Raw genomic sequence first — 18,483 nt, forward strand, 5'->3', positions numbered from 1 at the left:
GCGATCTCGGACGACAGGGGGTGGCGTGCGGGGAGGAGGACGGGAACAAGGAGGTCCCGCTGTTGTTATCGGCCGCGGCGTCGGAACTTTCAGTCATGTGAAGCCCCCTGCGACGAATGGCGCATGCCGGGGCAGGGCGGAAACGCGAAGACCGCGGGCCTTGCGGTCCGCGGTCTTCGGAGGGCGACGCCATGCCGGGCGTCCGGCGACGGATCAGGCGGCGGCCTGTTCCGGCAGCGGCTGACCGAGGTCGGCGCTGTCGATCAGCGTTTCGATGTCGAGCAGGATCAGCATGCGCTCGTCCACCGTGCCGATGCCCGAGATGAAGCGGGTGTCGACGCTGGCGCCGAATTCCGGCGTGGGACGGATCTGCTCGGCGTTCAGCGCCAGCACGTCCGACACGCTGTCCACGACGATGCCGACCACGCGGTCTTCCACGTTCAACACGATCATCACCGTGAAGGCGTCGTAGCGCGCTTCCTTCAGACGCAGCTTCAGGCGCAGGTCGATCACCGGCACGATGGTGCCGCGCAGGTTGATCACGCCCTTGATGTAGTCCGGCGCGTCGGGCAGGCGGGTCACCGAGTCGTAGCCGCGGATTTCCTGGACCTTCAGGATGTCCACGCCGTAGTGCTCGTCTCCCAGGGTGAAGCTGAGGAACTCGTCCGCGCTCGCTGCTGCCTGGGTCTTCTTGTCGCTCATGGGTCGGGCTCCTGTTGCAGCCGGTAAGGGTTCGGGGTTCCCGGGGCGGAACCGGTCAAGGCCAAGATCGGCCCCGGGCGGGGTTTCTTTAGCGGGCTCAGTGGGCGTGCGGTGCGGACACCGGGCGCGGCGCGCCGCCGGCCGCGATGCGGGTGACGCGTTCCTGCACCAGGCGGGCCACGCTGCCGTGGCTGTCCAGCCGGAAGCTGGACACGGCATCGTTCAGCGCCTGCGCCTGTTCTTCCATCGAGCGGGCGGCGGCCGAGGCTTCTTCCACCAGCGCGGCGTTCTGCTGGGTGGTTTCGTCCATCTGCGTGATGGTCTGGTTGACCTGCTCGATGCCGGCCGACTGTTCCTGCGACGCCGCCGAAATCTCGGCCATGATGTCGGTCACGCGCTGCACGCTGGCCACGATCTCGGCCATCGTCGCGCCGGCCTGGTTCACCAGCGCCGAACCATCGGCGACCTTGTCCACGGACGTCTCGATCAGATCCTTGATCTCCTTCGCGGCATTTGCGGAACGCTGGGCGAGGGTGCGTACCTCGCTGGCAACGACCGCGAAACCGCGACCCTGTTCGCCGGCACGCGCCGCTTCCACCGCGGCGTTGAGCGCCAGGATGTTGGTCTGGAAGGCGATGCCGTCGATGACCGAGATGATCTCGGCGATCTTCTTCGACGACTGCTCGATGTCGCGCATGGTCGTCACCACCTTGCCGACCACATCGCCGCCCTGCGAGGCGACCGAGGCCGCGCCGATGGCGAGCTGGTTGGCCTGTCGGGCGGACTCGGCGTTCTGGCGCACGGTGGAGGTCAGTTCCTCCATCGAGGCGGCGGTTTCTTCCAGGTTGGCGGCCTGCTGTTCGGTACGGCGCGAGAGGTCGTTGTTGCCGGAGGCGATCTCGCCGGCGGCGGTGTTGATGGAGCCGGAGGCGTCCTGGATGCGGCCGACGATGTCGGTCAGCTGGGCGACGGTGGCGTTGGCATCGTCGCGCATGGCAGCGAACACGCCGTGGAAGTCGCCGTCCATGCGCGCGGTCAGGTCGCCCTTGGACAGCGACTGCAGCACGCCGGAGACCGCCTCGACGCTGCCGGCGATCGCGGCCAGCAGGCCGTTGACCTGCTGCGACAGCATCAGCAGGAAGCCCTGCTTGCCGGTCTCGGCGATGCGTCCGCTCAGGTCGCCCTGCGCGGCGGCCTGCACGATGCGGGTGACTTCCTGCTCGACCATGACCTCGTTGGTGCGGTCGGCCCACTCGACCACGTAGCCGATGCGCTGGCCTTCGCCGTCGGTCACCGGGTTGATGATCAGCTGCATGATGCGGCCGCCCACGGCGATCTGCGCGCGGTGCGTGCCCTGCAGCGCGGCCAGCATGCGCGATTGGTGTTCGGGCTTCTTGTGGAAGATGTCGATGCTGCTGCCGATCACCGTGCGCACGTCGAAGGCGGGCAGGTCGCGGCGCAGGTCCTGCTCCACGTCGGCCAGCATCTTCATCAGCGGGCGGTTGGCGTAGACGATGGTGCGGTCGGCGTCGGCGATCATGACGTTGGTGGTCACGTCTTCCAGCGCAGTGCGGATGCGCAGGCTTTCCTTCGCCACCACGGCGTCGCGTTCGATGCGTTCGCGCAGATGGCCCTGCATGCTGCGCATGGCCTTCATCAGCGTGCCGATCTCGTCATCGCCGCTGGCATCGATGTCGCTGTCCAGCTTGCCGCGGGCGATGTCGTCGGCGACGCGCACGGCACCCGCCAGCGGCCTGGCGACCTGGCGGCGCAGCAGCCAGAACACCGCACCGCAGAGCAGGGCGGCGCCAAGCGAACCGACGGCCACTACCGTCCACAACACGGCGCGGGCCTCCTTCATCAGGACGGCGCGCGGGACCACCACGCCGAGCGCGAAGCGCTCCTGCGCGCCACCGATCTGCAGCGGCACGTAGGCTTCCATCACCGCGTCGCCGGCGGCATTGGCGGCCTCGCGGAACACGGATTCGCCGGCGGCGATCCGCTTGATCACGTCGGCGGCCTGGTCGCCCGCATACGGCTTGCCGACCGAAGCCGCATCCTGGTCGGCGATGACCACACCGGCCGGCGTCAGCAGGCGCACGAAGCCCGCGTCCATCGGGGTGAGTTTGGCGATGCGTTCCTGCAGCGACTGCAGGGCGAAGTCGACGGTCATGACGCCGACGTACTTGCCGTCTTCCAGCACCGGGGTGGACAGGGTCGTCATCAGCACGTCCTTGCCCGCGATCTTGTACACGTAGGGCTCGGCGACCACCTGGCGCTTGAGTTCGCGCGGACGCAGGTACCAGTCACCGGCACCGGGGACTTCGTAGTCGCGCAGCGCCTCTTCCAGCGGTACGCCGTCGCTCCATGCCCAGTAGCTCATGAAGCGGCCGGTGTCGTCGTGGCCGGCCGCGGACACGTAGTCCGCATCCTTGCCGTCGAACGCATCGGGCTCCCATAGCGTGCCCACGCCGATCCATTCCGGATGGGCTTCCAGCTGGCGCTTGAAAATGGCGCTGGCGGCGGAGCGGCTGATGCCGTCGCCGTTGCGTTGGGCGAGCAGGGCATGCGCCAGGGCCGCATTGGTGTCGAAGGCGCCGGTCAGTTCGCCCGAGATGCGCTGCGCTTCCAGATTCGCCAGCCCTTCCATCGTGGTGCGGGCGCCGGCGAGCAGCGACTGGCTGCTGCGCAGGTAGCTGGCCGCCGCGGCGACGCCGAAGGCGAGCAGGGCGACGACGGCGGTGCCGTACATCACGCGCGTGGCGATGCTGCGGGAAGAGAAGCGGGCGGAAGCGGATGACATGGCGGCCTCGTGCGGATGGGGCGGTACGGCTGCCCCGGTGCACGGAGCGGCCGCCTGTGGGCCACACCTGCGTGTCAGGAGCGTTACACGGGGTATCGGCGGGCGTGCGGCGGGATTGAGCGCAAGACGCTCAGAACCGACGGAAGGCGTTCGAAACGTCGACGCCGGTCACGCCGCGCCGCGCTCGCGGGCGCTGCGCTGGCGTTCCAGGCGGAAGATGTAGCGCTGGATCAGGGCGTCGCCACCGCGCGGCATCTCGGTGAACTGGCAGCCGGCACGCCAGCTTTCGCTGCCGTTCTGGTTGAGCTGGCGATGCAGGCTCTTGACCATCAGGCGCACGCACAGCGGCCCGCTCTCGGGCAGGTGCAGCAGGCTGCCGGGGAACTCCTTGTACGGCTGCAGCGTCGGCTCTTCCGCCTGCACGGCCAGCGCGATGCCGCCGCCGCTGATATCCAGCACGCGGTAGTTGCGGTAGGTCGTCTCGCCATCGGGGTGGCGGGTCGGGACGGCGCACTCCATCGGCTGCGTCACCGGCACCTGCAGCCGGTAGAACTCGCGGCGCTGCAGGCGCAGGACACTTTCCGGCAGCGATGCGCGGAACGCGACCTGCCCGTCCTTCTGGACGCGCTGCAGGTCGTACAGCTTGAACTGCACGTGGATCCGCTCGAGCCGGGACACGCAGGTGACGTGGGTGGCTTCCTCGATGCTGCGGTTGATCGCCTCCGAGGCGCTGCCGTCGATCAGGACGCCGTCTTCGTCCTCCAGCACTTCGACCACGGACGTGGGGAAGGTGTGGTTGCGCGGCATCGCGCAGCCGCTGACCAGCGCCCGCTTGTCGATCAGCGACTGCAGGATCTGGCGGATCGCGTACTCGCCATGCACCAGGTACTTGTCTTCATCGTCGTACCTGACGGGATCGGCCAGTGGGGAGTCGCTGGTCTCGGTCATTGCGGGCGGGAACGTCGGGGCAGGGAGGGCGTCACAGGCTGTATCGGCGTACGTCACAGCATCTTTAGTGGCGGTGCCCGTGCATCCGGCGCCCCTTGGGCGGAACACCCTGCGAAGACGCGCCGGAGGGGCACGTCGGAGGTGACGGCGACACGCGCCGTCACCTCCGGAGGTGCTCACCTGGCCTGTCCGGCGACGTCCTTCGCCGCGCGATCAATCGTATCGGCCACCACCTTGGGCTGGGTCATGAAGACCGCGTGGCTGGCGGAGACCTTGGTGATGCGCGCATTGATGCGTTCGGCCATGTGGATGAGCATGGCCTGGTCGAAGGCCTTGTCTTCGGTGGCGATGACGGCCCAGCTGGGCTTCGTGCGCCATGCAGCATTCGTCAGCGTGGTGCCGAACACCGACATGTTGATCGGCACCTGCGAATCGCGCAGGAATGCCGCGTCGGCGTCCGTGGCGTCACCGGCGAAGCCCGCCTTGAACTTGGCCGGGTTGATGAAGCCGTAGCCATCGCGCCCGGTCTCGATCACGAACTCGGGCGTCGCTGCGAAGCCTTCGTACTGCTGCGCCGTGGTTTCGCCCGCGTCGGGGGCCAGCGCCGACACGTAGACCAGGCCGGCCACCTTGTCGTGGACACCGGCTTCGGTGATCACCGTCCCGCCCCAGGAGTGCCCGACCAGGATGGCCGGACCGTCCTGGCGATCGAGCACGCGCGTGGTCGCGGCCACGTCGTCGGCGAGCGACGTCAGCGGGTTCTGCACGATGGACACGCGGTAGCCGCGTGCGGTCAGGTCGTCGTACACCGGGCGCCAGCCGGCGCCGTCGGCGAAGGCGCCGTGCACCAGCACGACGTTCTTCACCTGGCCGCCATCGCGGGTGGTCTCGGCGGCATGGGCGGTGGGGGACAGGCTGGCGGCCAGGGCGGCGGCGAGCAGGGCGGGGATGAGCTTGAACATGGTCGTGTCCTCGGGGCAGTGGTGGGTAGCGTTCGGAGTGCGGCGTTGGCCGGCAGGGGTACTGTGCAGGTCCCTCAGGAACCATCGGTCACGAAACGTACTGATAATTTGATCCTTCGTACGTGTTTACCGCGAACGCCTCCCGGCCCGCCCGCCGGGTCGCCGGCGGGCGGGGAGGTCATCGTGGGCTTACGCTGTCGGCACGGTGCCGCCGTCGATCGTGTGTTCCGATCCCGAGATGGACGCGGCGCGAGGCGAGACCAGGAACGCGATGAGGTCGGCCACCTCGGACGGCTGGGCCGGGCGCCCCACCGGAATGCCGCCCAGCGCGTCCATGACCATCTGCTTGGCGCCTTGGTAGTCGGTGCCGGCGTTGGCCGCGATGCCGCCGAGGAAATCGATCGAGGCTTCGGTCTCGATCCAGCCCGGCGACACGCGGACCACCCGTACGCCCTGCGGCGTGACTTCCTTCGACAGTGCCTTGCTGTAGGTCGACAACGCGGCCTTCGCGGCGGCATAGGCGATGGTGGAATCGTGCAGCGGCAGCAGGCGCTGGATCGAGGTCACGTGCAGGATCACGCCGGAGCGCTGCGCGAGCATCGCCGGCAGCAGTGCACGGTCCATCCGCACGGCGGACATCAGATTGAGGTCCAGCGCCTTCGCCCACTCGCCGTCGTCCAGCCTGGCGAAGCCGCCCGCGGGCGCCGACGAGCCGCCCACCACGTTGATGAGGATGTCGACGGTGCCGAGGTGGCGCTGGGCCGCGTCGGTCGCCATGCGAACACCCTCGGCGGTGGCGAGATCGGCGGCGACGTAGTGCACGCCGTCGGTGGGCTGCCTCGGCGCCGACAGCGCCGTCGCCACGACGCGTGCCTGCAGCGAGGCGAGCCGTTCGACGACGGCGGCGCCGACGCCACGCGTGCCGCCGGTCACCAGCACGCGCTTGCCCGCCAGCGAGAGATCGAAGCTCATGGCGCGATCTCCAGCGTGGCGATCTTGCCGCGCTCCAGGGTGAAGCGGTAACGCAGGTCCAGCGGACTGCCCGGGAAGTCGCCCGACACGCGGCTGGTCACGGTGTAGCTGCGGCCCTGCGTCTCCAGCGTGTGGGGCGTGGCGGTGTAGGTGTACTGGGCGGACGAGGCGGTCTTCCAGGCCTCGATGGCGGCGAGGCCGGCATGGGTGTGGCCTTCGTCCAGGACCAGGCCATCCCTGGTGAAACAGCGGGCGACGGCCTGGCCGTCCTGGCGGTCGGCGTCGAAGTAGGCCGCGATGGGCTCGGGCAGGTTCAGGTCTTTCATGGCGGTGCTCCGGTGTGGGTACGGCGCTAGGTTGATCCGTCCACCCGGGTAAGAGAATCACCTATGATCCGATCAGGCTATGCAGGAATCCGTATACAATGCGCGGCGCAGAATTCGCGGAACTGAAGGCCTTCGTGGCCATCGTCGACCGGGCCAGCTTCGCCCGCGCCGCCGATCACCTGGGGCTGTCGCGGTCCGCGCTCAGCCAGACCATCCGTCAACTGGAATCGCGGCTGGGGGTGCGTCTGTTGAACCGGACCACGCGCAGCGTGTCGCCGACCGAACCGGGCCGCCGATTGCACGAGCGCCTGGCGCCGATGCTGCGCGACATGGACGAGGCGGTGGCGCAGGCGGTGGGCACGAGCGCGCGCGCCGCCGGCACGCTGCGCATCAACACGCTGAGCATGGCGGCCAGGCGCGTGCTCGCGCCGCGACTCGGAAGGTTCGCGAAGGCGAACCCCGACGTCGTGCTCGACATCGTGATCGACGATGCGCTGAGCGATATCGCCGGCGAAGGCTTCGATGCCGGCATCCGCGTGGGCGGTCGCCTGCAGAAGGACATGGTGGCGGTGCGGCTGACGCCGGACATCGAGCTGTTGGCCGTGGCCTCGCCCGGGTATCTCGAGCGGCATGGCGAACCGAAGACGCCTGCGGATCTGGACCGCCACGCCTGTATCAACTGGCGCTTCCCCGGCAGCGGCAAGATCGCGGGCTGGCCGTTCGCGAAGAAGGGCAAGACGGTCGAGGTTTTCGGCGAGGGCAAGGTGATCTCGAACCACCAGGACATCATCGTGCCCGCCGCGCTGCAGGGACTCGGCATCCTCTACGCATACAACGACGACGACATCGCCGAGGCCCTGCGTGACGGACGCCTGAAGCGCGTCCTTGCCGACTGGTCACCGACAGTGCCCGGCCTCTACCTCTACTACTCGAGTCGCCGCTACATGCTGCCGGCGCTGCGCGCCTTCATCGACTGCCTGTTGGACCGCGACCTCGGCAATGAAGATCCTGCAACGTCTTCAAGTTCCGGATAGTCGTCTACAGCGATGGGGCGGCTGGCGGCCTGCTCCGGCGCGACCGCGTCTTCGTGGCAAGCATTCCCGACGGTCGGTCGCTACTTCGCTTTCGCCGGTGCTTTCCTTCCCGTGGCCTTCGCGGCGCGGGTAGCGGGCGCCGCGGGTTCTTTCGCCTTGCGCTGCTGTGCGGCGCTCTCTTCGCCGTGCAGCGTCATCAGGGATTCCAGCAACTGCTCGTCCGAGCTGGAGCAGACGCCGAGCAGCAAGACTTCGTCGCAGCCCTCGGCCGCGATGTACGCGTGGCCCATGTTGGAGTCGATGTAGACCGACTGGCCGGTCTCGAGCACGATCGGGTCGTAGAACTCGGTATGGACTTCCATGCGTCCTTCGAGGACATGGATGTATTCCTCGCCGGAGTGGTGGACCAGTTCGCCGAACTCCTCGATCGTCTTCGCGCGCACGCGGGTCAGTACCGGGATCATGCGCTTCCGGCGCAGTTCCGGGCACAGGTAGAAGTAGTCGTAGTTGGGCGTGGTGACGCGGATAGCGTCCTCGATCCGCCCGATGCTGCGGCGTGCGGTCACCGGCGGTTCCACGTTCTCCACGTCCTCGGCGAACAGTTCCGACATCCGCAGCTGCAGGCGCTGCGCCAGTTGCAGCAGCTTGTCGTAGGTCAGCGTGAGGCGGTCGTGCTCGACTTTAGACAGCGTCGAAAGCGGGATACCCGCGTGCTCGCTCATCTGCTTGAGCGTCCATCCCTTGCGCGCGCGCAGGGAGCGCAGCAGGCCGCCGATGGTGGGGTGTTGTGACGTCATCCTTGCGGGATCTCCTGGGACCCGATGCTTCTGCTGGCGTATCCAGCACGGCGGCATGATCGCCTTCCGGCAGGGTCGCGGGAAGGGGCGAGCGGTTCAAGCGCTGCCGGCGCCTGACGTTCGGCACGGGTTGACAATTCTCTGATTAGGATCATTATCGCCGAATCAGGATACATCTGCCAGCGCGCCGTCGGGCGCGGACCGGCCCTCCGTTCCCTCGTTCCAGTCGGGAGATCGTTCGATGCGTGCGATTCATCAGATCCTGTGCGGCGCCATGCTGACCGCCCTGGTGTCCTTGCCGTTGCTGGCCCAGGACGCCACGTCCCCCACGGCGATACCGCCTGCGCCCGTTGCCGCGGCGCCGGACAACGGCGTGTCCGCCACCACGGAGACGCCGTCGACGCCTGCAGGCGTGCCGGTCCTCACCCGTGAGGATGTCGGTGCCTGGCTCGATGGCTTCCTGCCTTATGCCTTGGCCAACGGCGACATCGCCGGTGCCGTGGTCGTGGTGGTGAAGGATGGGCAGGTGCTGGTGCAGAAGGGCTACGGCTACGCCGACCTCGCCAAGCGCACACCGGTCGATCCGGATGCCACGCTGTTCCGGCCGGGCTCGGTGTCCAAGCTGTTCACCTGGACCGCGGTGATGCAGCTGGTGCAGGCCGGCAAGCTCGACCTCGATGCGGACGTAAACCAGTACATCGATTTCAAGATTCCCGCCCGCGACGGCAAGCCGGTGACGCTGCGCCAGGTGATGACGCACACCACCGGCATGGAAGAGCAGATCCGCGGCCTGATCACCGCGAAGCAGGACGAGATCACGTCGCTCGGCGATGCGCTGAAGCACTGGACGCCGGAACGCATCCATGTGCCGGGCGCCACGCCGGCGTACTCGAACTACGCCACTGCGCTGGCCGGCTACATCGTCGAGCGCGTGTCGGGGCAGTCGTTCGATGACTACCTCGACGGCCACATCTTCAAGCCACTCGGGATGAACCACTCAAGCTTCCGTCAGCCGCTGGCGCCGGCGCTGCTGGAGGGCATGTCGAAGGGGTACTCGAAAGCGTCGGAAGGCGAGCCCAAGGACTACGAGTTCATCAGCCTGTCGCCCGCAGGCAGCCTGGCGGCGACGGGGTCGGACATGGCGCGCTTCATGATCGCGCACCTGCAGGACGGCGCATTCGGCGACGCGCGCATCCTCGATGCGGCGACCGCGGAGAAGATGCATTCGACCGGACAGGCCTCGGTCGGACCACTGAACCGGATGATGCTTGGCTTCTACGAGACCACGGTGAACGGCCATCGCGCGATCTCGCACGGCGGCGACACGCAGTGGTTCCATAGCGACCTGCAGCTGTTCCTGGACGACGGCATCGGCCTGTTCGTCTCGATGAACAGTTCCGGCCGCGATGGCGCGACCGGCCACATCCGCTACGCGCTGTCGCGCGGCTTCGCCGACCGCTACCTGCCTGGCACGCCGGCCAAGCCGGTGGGCGTGTCGAAGGAAGATGCCACGGTGCACGCCGCGCAACTTGCCGGTACCTATACCAGCAGCCGCCGTCCCGATACCAATTTCGTGTCGCTGGCCAACCTGCTGGGTCCGATCAAGGTGGTCGCCAACGAAGACGGCACCATCAGCGTGACCGCCGCCATGGGCGTCGGCGGCGCGCCGAAGAAGTGGCGCGAGATCGCGCCGTACGTGTGGCAGGACACCAGCAGCACCGATCGCCTTGCGGCTGACGTCGTCGATGGCAAGGTGACGCGCTTCAGCATGGAGCCGTACGCGCCGATCATGGTGTTCGAGCGCCTGTCGGCCTGGCGCGCGCTGTCGATGCCGCTGCTGGTCGCCAGTCTGGCGGTGCTGCTGTTGACGGTGATCGCGTGGCCGGTGTCGGCGCTGGTGCGCCGCTACTACGGCGTGCGCTATGCACTGGATGGCATCGACGCGCGTGCGCATCGCCTCGTCCGTATCGGCGCGCTGCTATCGCTGCTGGCGACGGCCGCCGCGCTGGGCCTGGTGGTCGGCATGCTGAGCAAGCTGGAGATGACCAGTCCGGGCAGCGATGGCCTGATCATCGCGATGCGCCTGTTCGCCACCGTCGCGCTGCCGCTCGGGGCCGGCATCGCGGTCTGGAATGCGTGGCATGTGCTGCGTGGCCGTCGTAAATGGCTGGCGAAGCTGTGGGCACTGCTGCTGGCGCTGGCCTGCCTGTTCCTGCTGTGGATCGGCTTCGCGCACCACGTGATCGGGTTCGGCGCGAACTACTGACTTCCCGCGGCCGACGGCATGCGCCGTCGGCCGTCTTTTGGCCTGTTCCTGCGCGAGGCTGCCGTGCCCGTCGAACTCCAGCTGCACAACGAACCATTGCCGCTGTCCGCGCCGTTCCGCATCTCGGGGCACGTGTTCGAGGCCATGCCGGCGACGGTGGTGACGCTGCGCGATGGCCCGCACATCGGCCGCGGCGAGGCCGCCGGCGTCTACTACAACAACGACCACCCCGAGACGATGCTGGCGACGCTGGAAGCGTTGCGGCCGCGCATCGAAGCGGGCCTCGACCGCGACACGCTGCGCTCGCTGCTCCCGCCGGGTGGTGCGCGCAATGCATTGGACTGCGCGCTGTGGGAACTGGAATCGCAACGCAGCGGACAACCGGTGTGGTCGCTTGCGGGGTTGCCGAGCGTGTCGCCGCTGCTGACCACATTCACCGTGGGGGCCGACGAACCCGGGACGATGGCCGAGCGCGCCGCTGCCTATGCGCAGGCGCGTGCATTGAAGTTGAAGCTGACCGGCGACGCGACGCTCGACGCGGCGCGCGTACGCGCGGTGCGGGCCCGCTGTCCGGACCCGTGGATCGGCGTCGACGCCAACCAGGGCTATACCGGTGCGACGCTGCCGTCGCTGCTGCCGGTCCTGGTCGAGGCGCGGGTATCGCTGCTGGAACAGCCGTGCGCGCGCGGCAGCGAGAACGAACTGGACGGCGTCGAGCGTGCACTCCCGTTCGCGGCCGACGAGAGCATCCTCGATCTGGCCGAACTGGAAGAATGGCATCACCGCTTCGACGTCATCAACATCAAGCTGGACAAGTGCGGTGGCCTCACCGAAGGCCTGATGATGGCGCGGCGCGCCCGCGAGCTCGGCAAGCGCGTCATGGTGGGCAACATGGCCGGCACCAGCCTGGCGGCGGCCCCGGCGTTCGTACTGGGACAGTACTGCGATGTCGTCGACCTCGATGGCCCGGTCTTCCTGGTCCGCGACCGCGTGCCGTCGGTGCGCTACGAAAACGGGCTCATCCATTGCGGCGACGAGGTATGGGGGCCGAAGACGAGCGCATGAATGCATCGGTCGGCGTGCAGGAGAAAACCTGGTTCGGCCAGCCCCGCGGGCTGACCATCCTGTTCCTGACCAACATGTGGGAGCTGTTTTCCTACTACGGCATGCGCACGCTGCTGGTCTACTACATGACCAAGCAACTGCTGTTCGCACAGGAGAAAGCGTCCTTCATCTATGGCGTCTACACGGCGATGGCGTACTTCACGCCCATCATCGGTGGCGCCATCGCGGACCGCTGGCTCGGCAAGCGCAACGCGGTGATCCTCGGCGGTACCATCATGGCCTTCGGGCACTTCGTGATGGCGTTCGAGCCGATGTTCTACGTGGCGCTGGCGACCATCGCGCTCGGCAATGGCCTGTTCCTGCCCAGCCTGCCCAGCCAGATCAACGATCTCTACGCCGCCGACGATCCGCGTCGCGGTCGCGCCTACAACGTCTATTACGTCGGGCTGAACATCGGTGGCTTCCTCGCGCCGCTGGTGTGCGGCACGCTCGGCGAGCTGTACGGATGGCACTACGGCTTCGGTGCGGCCGGCATCGGCATGTTCCTGGGACTGATGATCTACGTCGTCGGTCGCCGGTACCTGCCGCCGGAGCCATCGCGGCTGGCGGTTCCGTCTGCCGGACTCGCCGGCGCGCGCGCGACGCCGTCCTACGCCGTGTGGTGGCTGCTGCTCGGCGTCGGCATCGCGGCCACGATCTTCCGCGGTGCTTACGAGCAGGTAGGCAACACGCTGCCGTTGCTGATCGACACCGGCGTGGACCGCGTCGTCGCCGGCTTCACCATTCCGATGACGTGGTTCCAGTCGCTCAACCCGTTGCTGGTGATCAGCATGACGCCGCTGTTGCTGCTGCACTGGCGGCGTCGCGCGGATGCCGGTCGCGACACGTCGCCGGCCTTGAAGATGGCGATCGGCGCGCTGATCGTCGCCGTGGCCTACGTCATGTTGGCGGCGCTGAGCGCGTGGACAGGCGACGCGCGCATCGGCTGGGGATGGCTGGTGGTGTTCTTCGTCGTGCTCACGCTGGGTGAGCTGTACATCCTGCCGACAGGGCTCGGCCTGTTCGCGAAGCTCGCGCCCCCGCGGCTGGGTGCCACCACCGTGGCGTCCTGGTTCCTGGCGGTCTTCAGTGGCAGCCTGCTGGCCGGCCTGGTGGGCACGTTGTGGTCGAAGACCAGCCATGCCGGCTTCTTCCTGCTGCTTGCGGGCCTGGCCATCGTCGCCGCGATCCTGCTGTGGCGGCTGGACCGCCCGATCCGCTCAATGCACTGACCCGGAGAACCGACATGACGCGACTCACGCCCCGCCTGCTGTTCCTTGCGCTCTTCGCCTCCGGCTCGACACTGGCCGCACCCGCCGAGCGCTACGACCTGCTGATCCGCAACGGCGTGGTGTACGACGGCAGTGGCGGCGCACCGCAGCGGGTCGATGTGGCGGTGAAGGACGATCGTGTCGTCGCGCTGCTGCCGGCCGGCCAGGCGGCCGCGGCCGATCAGGTGCTCGACGCAAAGGGCATGGCGGTCGCGCCGGGTTTCATCAACGTGCTGAGCTGGGCGACCGAGTCGCTGATCGCGGACGGCCGTGGCATCAGCGATACCAAGCAGGGCGTGACGCTGGAGATATTCGGCGAAGGCTGGTCGATGGGGCCGGTCAATCCGCGCATGAAGGCGGATGCGCTGAAGCAGCAGGTCGACATCCGCTACGACATCCCGTGGACCACGCTGGGCGGCTACCTCGAACACCTGCAGCAGCGTGGCGTCACGCCGAACATTGCCTCGTTCGTCGGTGCGACGACCGTGCGCATCCACGAACTGGGCGAGGACGATGTCGATCCCACGCCCGAGCAACTGGCGCGCATGCAGGACGTGGTGCGGCAGGCGATGCGCGAAGGTGCGCTGGGCGTCGGCAGCTCGCTGATCTATCCGCCGGCCGCGTTCGCCGACACGAACGAACTGATCGCGTTGGCGAAGGCGGCCGGTGAATCCGGTGGCGGCTACATCTCGCACATGCGCAGCGAAGCGGACCGCTTCCTGGAAGCCATCGATGAAACGATCTCGATCGCCCGCGCCACCGGCCAGCGTGCCGAGGCCTACCATCTGAAGGCCGCCGGCGAGAAGAACTGGCCGAAGATGCAGCAGGCCATCGACCGGATCAACGCGGCGCGCGACGCGGGCCTGCAGGTCAGCGCCGACATGTACGTCTACACCGCCGGTGCGACCGGGCTGACCGCCAGCCTGCCGCCGTGGGTGCAGGCCGGCGGGCACGACGCGATGATCCAGCGTCTCAAGGATCCCGCGATCCGCGCACGGGTGATCGCCGAAATGCGCGACCCCAACGTGTCCTGGGAAAACCTGCGCCTGCTCGCCGGTTCGGACGAGCGGCTGTTGCTGATCGAGTTCAAGAGCGACGCGCTGAAGCCGCTCGGCGGCAAGACGCTGGCGGCGATCGCACGTGAGCGCGGCACGCCGGTCGAGGACACGGCGATCGATCTGATCATCGAGGACGACCATCGCATCGGCACCGCCTACTTCCTGATGAGCGAAGAGAACATCGAGCTCGGCCTGAAGCAGCCGTGGGTCAGCCTGGGATCGGATGCGGAGTCGTCGGCGCCGGAAGGCGTCTTCCTCAAGTCGAGCACGCATCCGCGCGCCTACGGCAACGTCGCGCGCTTCCTTGGCCACTACGTGCGCGACCGCAAGCTGATGCCGCTGGAGGAGGGCATCCATCGCCTGACCGGCCTGCCGGCCGCGAACTGGAAGCTCAAGGATCGCGGCTGCCTGCAGGCCGGCTGCTACGCCGACATCGTGGTGTTCGATCCGGCGACCATCGCCGACCGCGCGACCTACGACCGGCCGCAGCAGTACGCGACAGGCGTCAGCGAGGTGTTCGTCAACGGTGTGCAGGTGTTGCGTCAGGGCGAACACACCGGCGCGACGCCGGGCCGTGTGGTGCGCGGGCCCGGTTGGACAGGGAAGGTCGACGATACCGCTCGTCGATGATTCTCTGTTTGTATTGACAATTCTCTGATTGGGATCATTATCCCTGATCAGGATGTCGCATGACCCGGCCGGGGGCCGGCGCGGCGTCCAGACCACCGCAGACCCTTTAAGTCGCCCGGGAGAACAGGCATGACCCAGTTCCAGTCCGCACGGCCGTGGTACCGCAAGCAACTCTCCCTGGCGATCGCCGGCGCACTGGCGTGTTCCGTCGCGCCGGCCCTGGCGCAGGATGCCGCCACGACGCAGCCTGACGGCGCCAGCGCCGACGCGACCAACCTCGATACCGTCGTCGTCACCGCCAACAAGCGCGTGGAGAACGTCCGCGACGTCGGCGCGTCGATCAGCGTGATCGGCGAGCGGCAGCTGGAGAACATCGGTGCCGTGTCGCTATCGGACTACGCCGCCTTCATCCCCGGCCTGCAGGTGCAGAACGACGGCAGTCCCGGCCTGACGCGCATCTCGCTGCGGGGTGTCGCCGCGCTGTCGTCGGGCGCCACGGTCGCCACCTACATCGATGAAGTGCCGGTGGGCTCCAGCGGCATCTACCAGGGCGCGAGCACGCTGATGCTCGATCTGCTGCCCTACGACGTCAGCCGGGTCGAGGTGCTGCGCGGGCCGCAGGGTACGCTGTATGGTGCCGGCGCCATCGGTGGCCTGCTCAAATACGTGACCCGCGAGCCCGAGCTGTCCACGACCGAGGCGCGCGTGGGTGTGGGTGTGCGCAGCGTGCAGGGCGGCGACCAGGCGCTGAACCTGCGCTTCGGCGCCAGCGTGCCGTTGAAGGACGACCGACTCGGCTTGCGGATGAGCTTCGCGCGCAACGAGATCGCGGCATTCACCGACAACGCCGTCGATGGGCGCGAGGACATCAACGGCGGCAGTCAGCTCGGCGCGCGCACGGCGCTGTCGTGGGACGGCGATAAGGTCGATCTGGATCTCGGTGTCCTGCACCAGCGCATCCGCAGCGACGACCGCGCCGGCGTGGCGCTGGATCCGGACACCCAGCAGCCGCTGTTCGGCGATGACGACGACCTGGCCTGGCAGCCGCGCCCGTTCTCGAAGGAGCTGACCCTGGTCTCGCTCGGCCTGGATTGGGAGCTGGGCTGGGGCAATTTCATTTCGGGGACCGGCTGGTCGCAGACCGATACCCTCGACCAGATCGATTCGACCGTGCAGTTCGGCGAAGTCGCGGACGGTCTGCTGGGGCTGCCCGAGCCGGGCAGCTCTTTCGTGCGCTACAGCTTCGACATGGAGAAGGTCACGCAGGAGTTCCGCCTGCAGTCGAAGGGCGGCGGTACCTTCGAATGGATGGTCGGCGCGTTCTACACCAAGGAGGATGCGCTGCAGAGCCAGTTCGCATGGCTGGGCCAACGGGATGGCACGCCATTGCCGGCGCCGTACGACGACATGTTCGGCACGCTGGCGATCATCAACCTGCCCAGCACCTACAAGGAATACGCGCTGTTCGCCAACGGCTCATGGCGGTTCGGCGAGCGCTTCAAGATCGATGCGGGCCTGCGCCAGGCACGCAACGACCAGTGGTTCAGCCAGAACGTGCCCACGGGCATCCTGGCGCCGATCGGCGAAACGCCCGGCGACTCCAGCGAGGACGTGTTCACCTGGAGCCTCAGCCCGCAGTACCGGTTCTCGGACGACGTCATGGTCTATGCGCGCGTGGCGACCGGTTATCAACCGGGCGGTCCGAACGTGGCGCTGGCCGGCATGCCGCCGCAGGTCGACTCGTCGATGCTCGACAGCTACGAGATCGGCCTGAAATCGCAGTTCGCCGACCGTCGCGTGACGTTGGACCTCTCGGCGTTCCGGATCGACTGGGAGGACATCCAGGTGGCGTCTTCGTTCAACGGCGTCGGCGGTCTGGTCAATGGCGGCGAGGCCACCAGCGAAGGTGTGGAACTGTCTTCGCAGTTCCGCGTGACGGATGCGCTGACGCTGGGTCTGAATGCGGCCTACACCGATGCGAGCATCAAGAACGATTTCGAGCCGACGGTGATCCCGCAATACGACGAGGACGGAGACCCCGCGTTCGACGTGATCCTGTGGACGGGCCTCGCCGGCGATCGCATGCCGTACTCGCCGAAGCTGTCCTGGACGGCGACAGCCGAGTACGCATTCTCGACGGCGGGCGGCGTCAGCGGGCAGGTGGGTGCCGCGCTGCGCGGCGTGGGGAAGCGCGTCAACGACACCACCGAGCGGCAACGCGTCACCGCACCGGGTGAGCCGGACACGCTGCTGGTGCCGGACGACATCACGGCGCCGCTGCAGCTGCGCAGCTACCGTGCTCTCGACCTGTACGCCGGCATCGGCAAGGGCAACTGGGAGCTGCGTGCCTACGCCAACAACGTCACCGGCGAGAAGGCGTGGTCGACCCTGGCGCCGATGGACGGCGCACTGACCGGCACGCGGTCGCACCTGGCCGGGGTACCGATCCAGCCACGCAGCTTCGGTCTGGAAATCGATTTCCGCTTCTGACCATGCGCCGCCCGCGCGAGCGGGTGGCGTCGTCCTCCCCGGATCCGGGCACCGCGCATGCAGACCGCCGTTCCGTCGTCGCTCGACGCCGACATGCTTCCGCAGCCGTACCTGCTGTTCCTCGGCGATACCGTCGAACCCAGCTATGCGAAGACCGCGTTCGGCCTGCGCGACTGGGCGCGCGAGCGCTGTGTGGGCGAATTCGCCTGCGACACGGTCGCGGTCACGACGGGATTGCCGTTCCTGTCGCCGGCACAGGCCCGGCAGGCGGGCGCACGCGCGATGGTCATCGGTGTCGCCAATCCGGGCGGACGCATTCCGGCGACCTGGATCCCGTTGCTGATCCAGGCGCTGGAGTCGGGCCTGGACCTGATCGGCGGCATGCACATGCGGCTGTCGGGCATCGAGCCGTTGCGCAACGCCGCGCGTGCGCTGGGCAGGCGCCTGATCGACGTGCGCGATCCGCCCGCCCACATTCCCGTTGCCAGCGGCGCCAAGCGCACCGGCAATCGCCTGCTGACCGTGGGTACCGATTGCGCACTCGGCAAGAAGTACACGGCACTGGCGCTCACGCGCGCATTCCGGGCGCGTGGCGTCGATGCCGACTTCCGTGCCACCGGCCAGACCGGGATCCTGATCGCCGGCGCTGGCGTCCCGATGGATGCGGTGGTGGCCGATTTCGCCGCCGGTGCCGCCGAGACGCTGTCGCCCGATGCGGCGGCCGGGCACTGGGACGTCATCGAAGGGCAGGGCTCGCTCTCGCACCCAGCCTACGCAGGCGTCTCGCTGGCGTTGCTGCACGGCAGCCAGCCGGACGTGATCGTGGTCTGCCATGAGTACGGCCGCGAGCGTGTGCTCGGTTATCCACACTATCCGCTGCCGTCGATCGAGGACACCGTCGCGCTCGCATTGACGCTGGGCGCCCGCACCAATCCCGCCATCCGTTGCGCGGGCATCAGCGTCAACACCGCCCGGCTCGAGGCCGAGGCTGCCGGCCACGTCCTCGCGGCGATGGCGGATCGCCTCGGCCTGCCGGTCGCCGATCCGATCCGCGGAGGCGATGCATTCACCGCACTGGTCGACGCCTGCCTGGCGCGTGGCGTACGTTGAACCGATGAGC

14 protein-coding genes are annotated in these 18,483 nt (G+C 68.0%); 7 read left to right on the forward strand and 7 right to left on the reverse strand.

From position 1 onward, the window contains the following. Positions 1-213 precede the first annotated feature (213 nt). The 6 genes from IB230_RS00590 to IB230_RS00615 all read right to left on the reverse strand — a co-directional run bounded on the left by IB230_RS00590 (position 214) and on the right by IB230_RS00615 (position 6,713). The gene (locus IB230_RS00590) at positions 214-702 is read right to left on the reverse strand and encodes a chemotaxis protein CheW (RefSeq protein WP_192267748.1); all 489 of its coding nucleotides are present in this window, start codon (positions 700-702) and stop codon (positions 214-216) included. Positions 703-799: 97 nt separating this feature from the next. Then, the gene (locus tag IB230_RS19895; protein ID WP_305077065.1) at positions 800-3,505 is read right to left on the reverse strand and encodes a methyl-accepting chemotaxis protein; all 2,706 of its coding nucleotides are present in this window, start codon (positions 3,503-3,505) and stop codon (positions 800-802) included. Between the two features lie 168 nt (positions 3,506-3,673). Next, positions 3,674-4,453, reverse strand: a complete 780-nt coding sequence (locus IB230_RS00600; protein ID WP_192267749.1) for a flagellar brake protein — start codon at positions 4,451-4,453, stop codon at positions 3,674-3,676. A 176-nt stretch (positions 4,454-4,629) separates the two neighbouring features. Next, the gene (locus tag IB230_RS00605) at positions 4,630-5,415 is read right to left on the reverse strand and encodes an alpha/beta hydrolase (RefSeq protein ID WP_192267750.1); all 786 of its coding nucleotides are present in this window, start codon (positions 5,413-5,415) and stop codon (positions 4,630-4,632) included. Positions 5,416-5,604: 189 nt separating this feature from the next. After that, a complete protein-coding gene (locus IB230_RS00610; protein ID WP_192267751.1) occupies positions 5,605-6,387 on the reverse strand; it encodes an SDR family oxidoreductase in 783 nt (260 codons plus the stop codon). Then, on the reverse strand, positions 6,384-6,713 hold the full coding sequence (locus tag IB230_RS00615; protein WP_192267752.1) for a nuclear transport factor 2 family protein: 330 nt from the start codon (positions 6,711-6,713) through the stop codon (positions 6,384-6,386). Before IB230_RS00615 ends, IB230_RS00610 begins: the two co-directional genes overlap by 4 nt. 98 nt (positions 6,714-6,811) lie before the next feature. Here IB230_RS00615 and IB230_RS00620 point away from each other — a divergent pair, with 98 nt between their 5' ends. Continuing rightward, positions 6,812-7,747 carry a LysR family transcriptional regulator gene (locus IB230_RS00620; protein WP_192267753.1) on the forward strand — a complete coding sequence of 312 codons (936 nt, stop codon included), beginning with the start codon at positions 6,812-6,814 and terminating at the stop codon, positions 7,745-7,747. An 80-nt stretch (positions 7,748-7,827) separates the two neighbouring features. Here the strand turns inward: IB230_RS00620 and IB230_RS00625 are convergent, their stop codons facing one another. Next, positions 7,828-8,544 (reverse strand): XRE family transcriptional regulator, encoded by a 717-nt coding sequence (locus tag IB230_RS00625; RefSeq protein ID WP_192267754.1) that lies wholly within the window; start codon positions 8,542-8,544, stop codon positions 7,828-7,830. A gap of 241 nt (positions 8,545-8,785) precedes the next feature. On the opposite strand from IB230_RS00625, the gene IB230_RS00630 reads away from it, so the two are divergent. The 6 genes from IB230_RS00630 (at position 8,786) to IB230_RS00655 (ending at position 18,473) form a co-directional block, all read left to right on the forward strand. Further along, the gene (locus IB230_RS00630) at positions 8,786-10,810 is read left to right on the forward strand and encodes a serine hydrolase domain-containing protein (RefSeq protein ID WP_192267755.1); all 2,025 of its coding nucleotides are present in this window, start codon (positions 8,786-8,788) and stop codon (positions 10,808-10,810) included. A gap of 63 nt (positions 10,811-10,873) precedes the next feature. Further along, entirely contained in the window at positions 10,874-11,875 is a 1,002-nt protein-coding gene (locus tag IB230_RS00635) for a dipeptide epimerase (protein WP_343227237.1), read from the forward strand. Continuing rightward, complete coding sequence (locus IB230_RS00640; RefSeq protein ID WP_192267757.1) at positions 11,872-13,146, forward strand: peptide MFS transporter; 1,275 nt, start codon at positions 11,872-11,874, stop codon at positions 13,144-13,146. The genes IB230_RS00635 and IB230_RS00640 overlap by 4 nt, the downstream gene beginning before the upstream one ends. A 14-nt stretch (positions 13,147-13,160) precedes the next feature. Beyond that, a complete protein-coding gene (locus tag IB230_RS00645) occupies positions 13,161-14,873 on the forward strand; it encodes a D-aminoacylase (RefSeq protein WP_192267758.1) in 1,713 nt (570 codons plus the stop codon). Positions 14,874-15,002: 129 nt separating this feature from the next. Continuing rightward, entirely contained in the window at positions 15,003-17,363 is a 2,361-nt protein-coding gene (locus tag IB230_RS00650; protein ID WP_192267759.1) for a TonB-dependent receptor, read from the forward strand. Positions 17,364-17,420: 57 nt separating this feature from the next. After that, positions 17,421-18,473: a DUF1611 domain-containing protein gene (locus IB230_RS00655; protein ID WP_192267760.1), complete on the forward strand. Its 1,053-nt coding sequence runs from the start codon at positions 17,421-17,423 to the stop codon at positions 18,471-18,473. The last annotated feature ends 10 nt before the right edge of the window (positions 18,474-18,483 follow it).

Origin of the sequence: Pseudoxanthomonas sp. PXM01 (assembly GCF_014851815.1) — a bacterium.
Taxonomy (GTDB): Bacteria; Pseudomonadota; Gammaproteobacteria; order Xanthomonadales; family Xanthomonadaceae; genus Pseudoxanthomonas_A.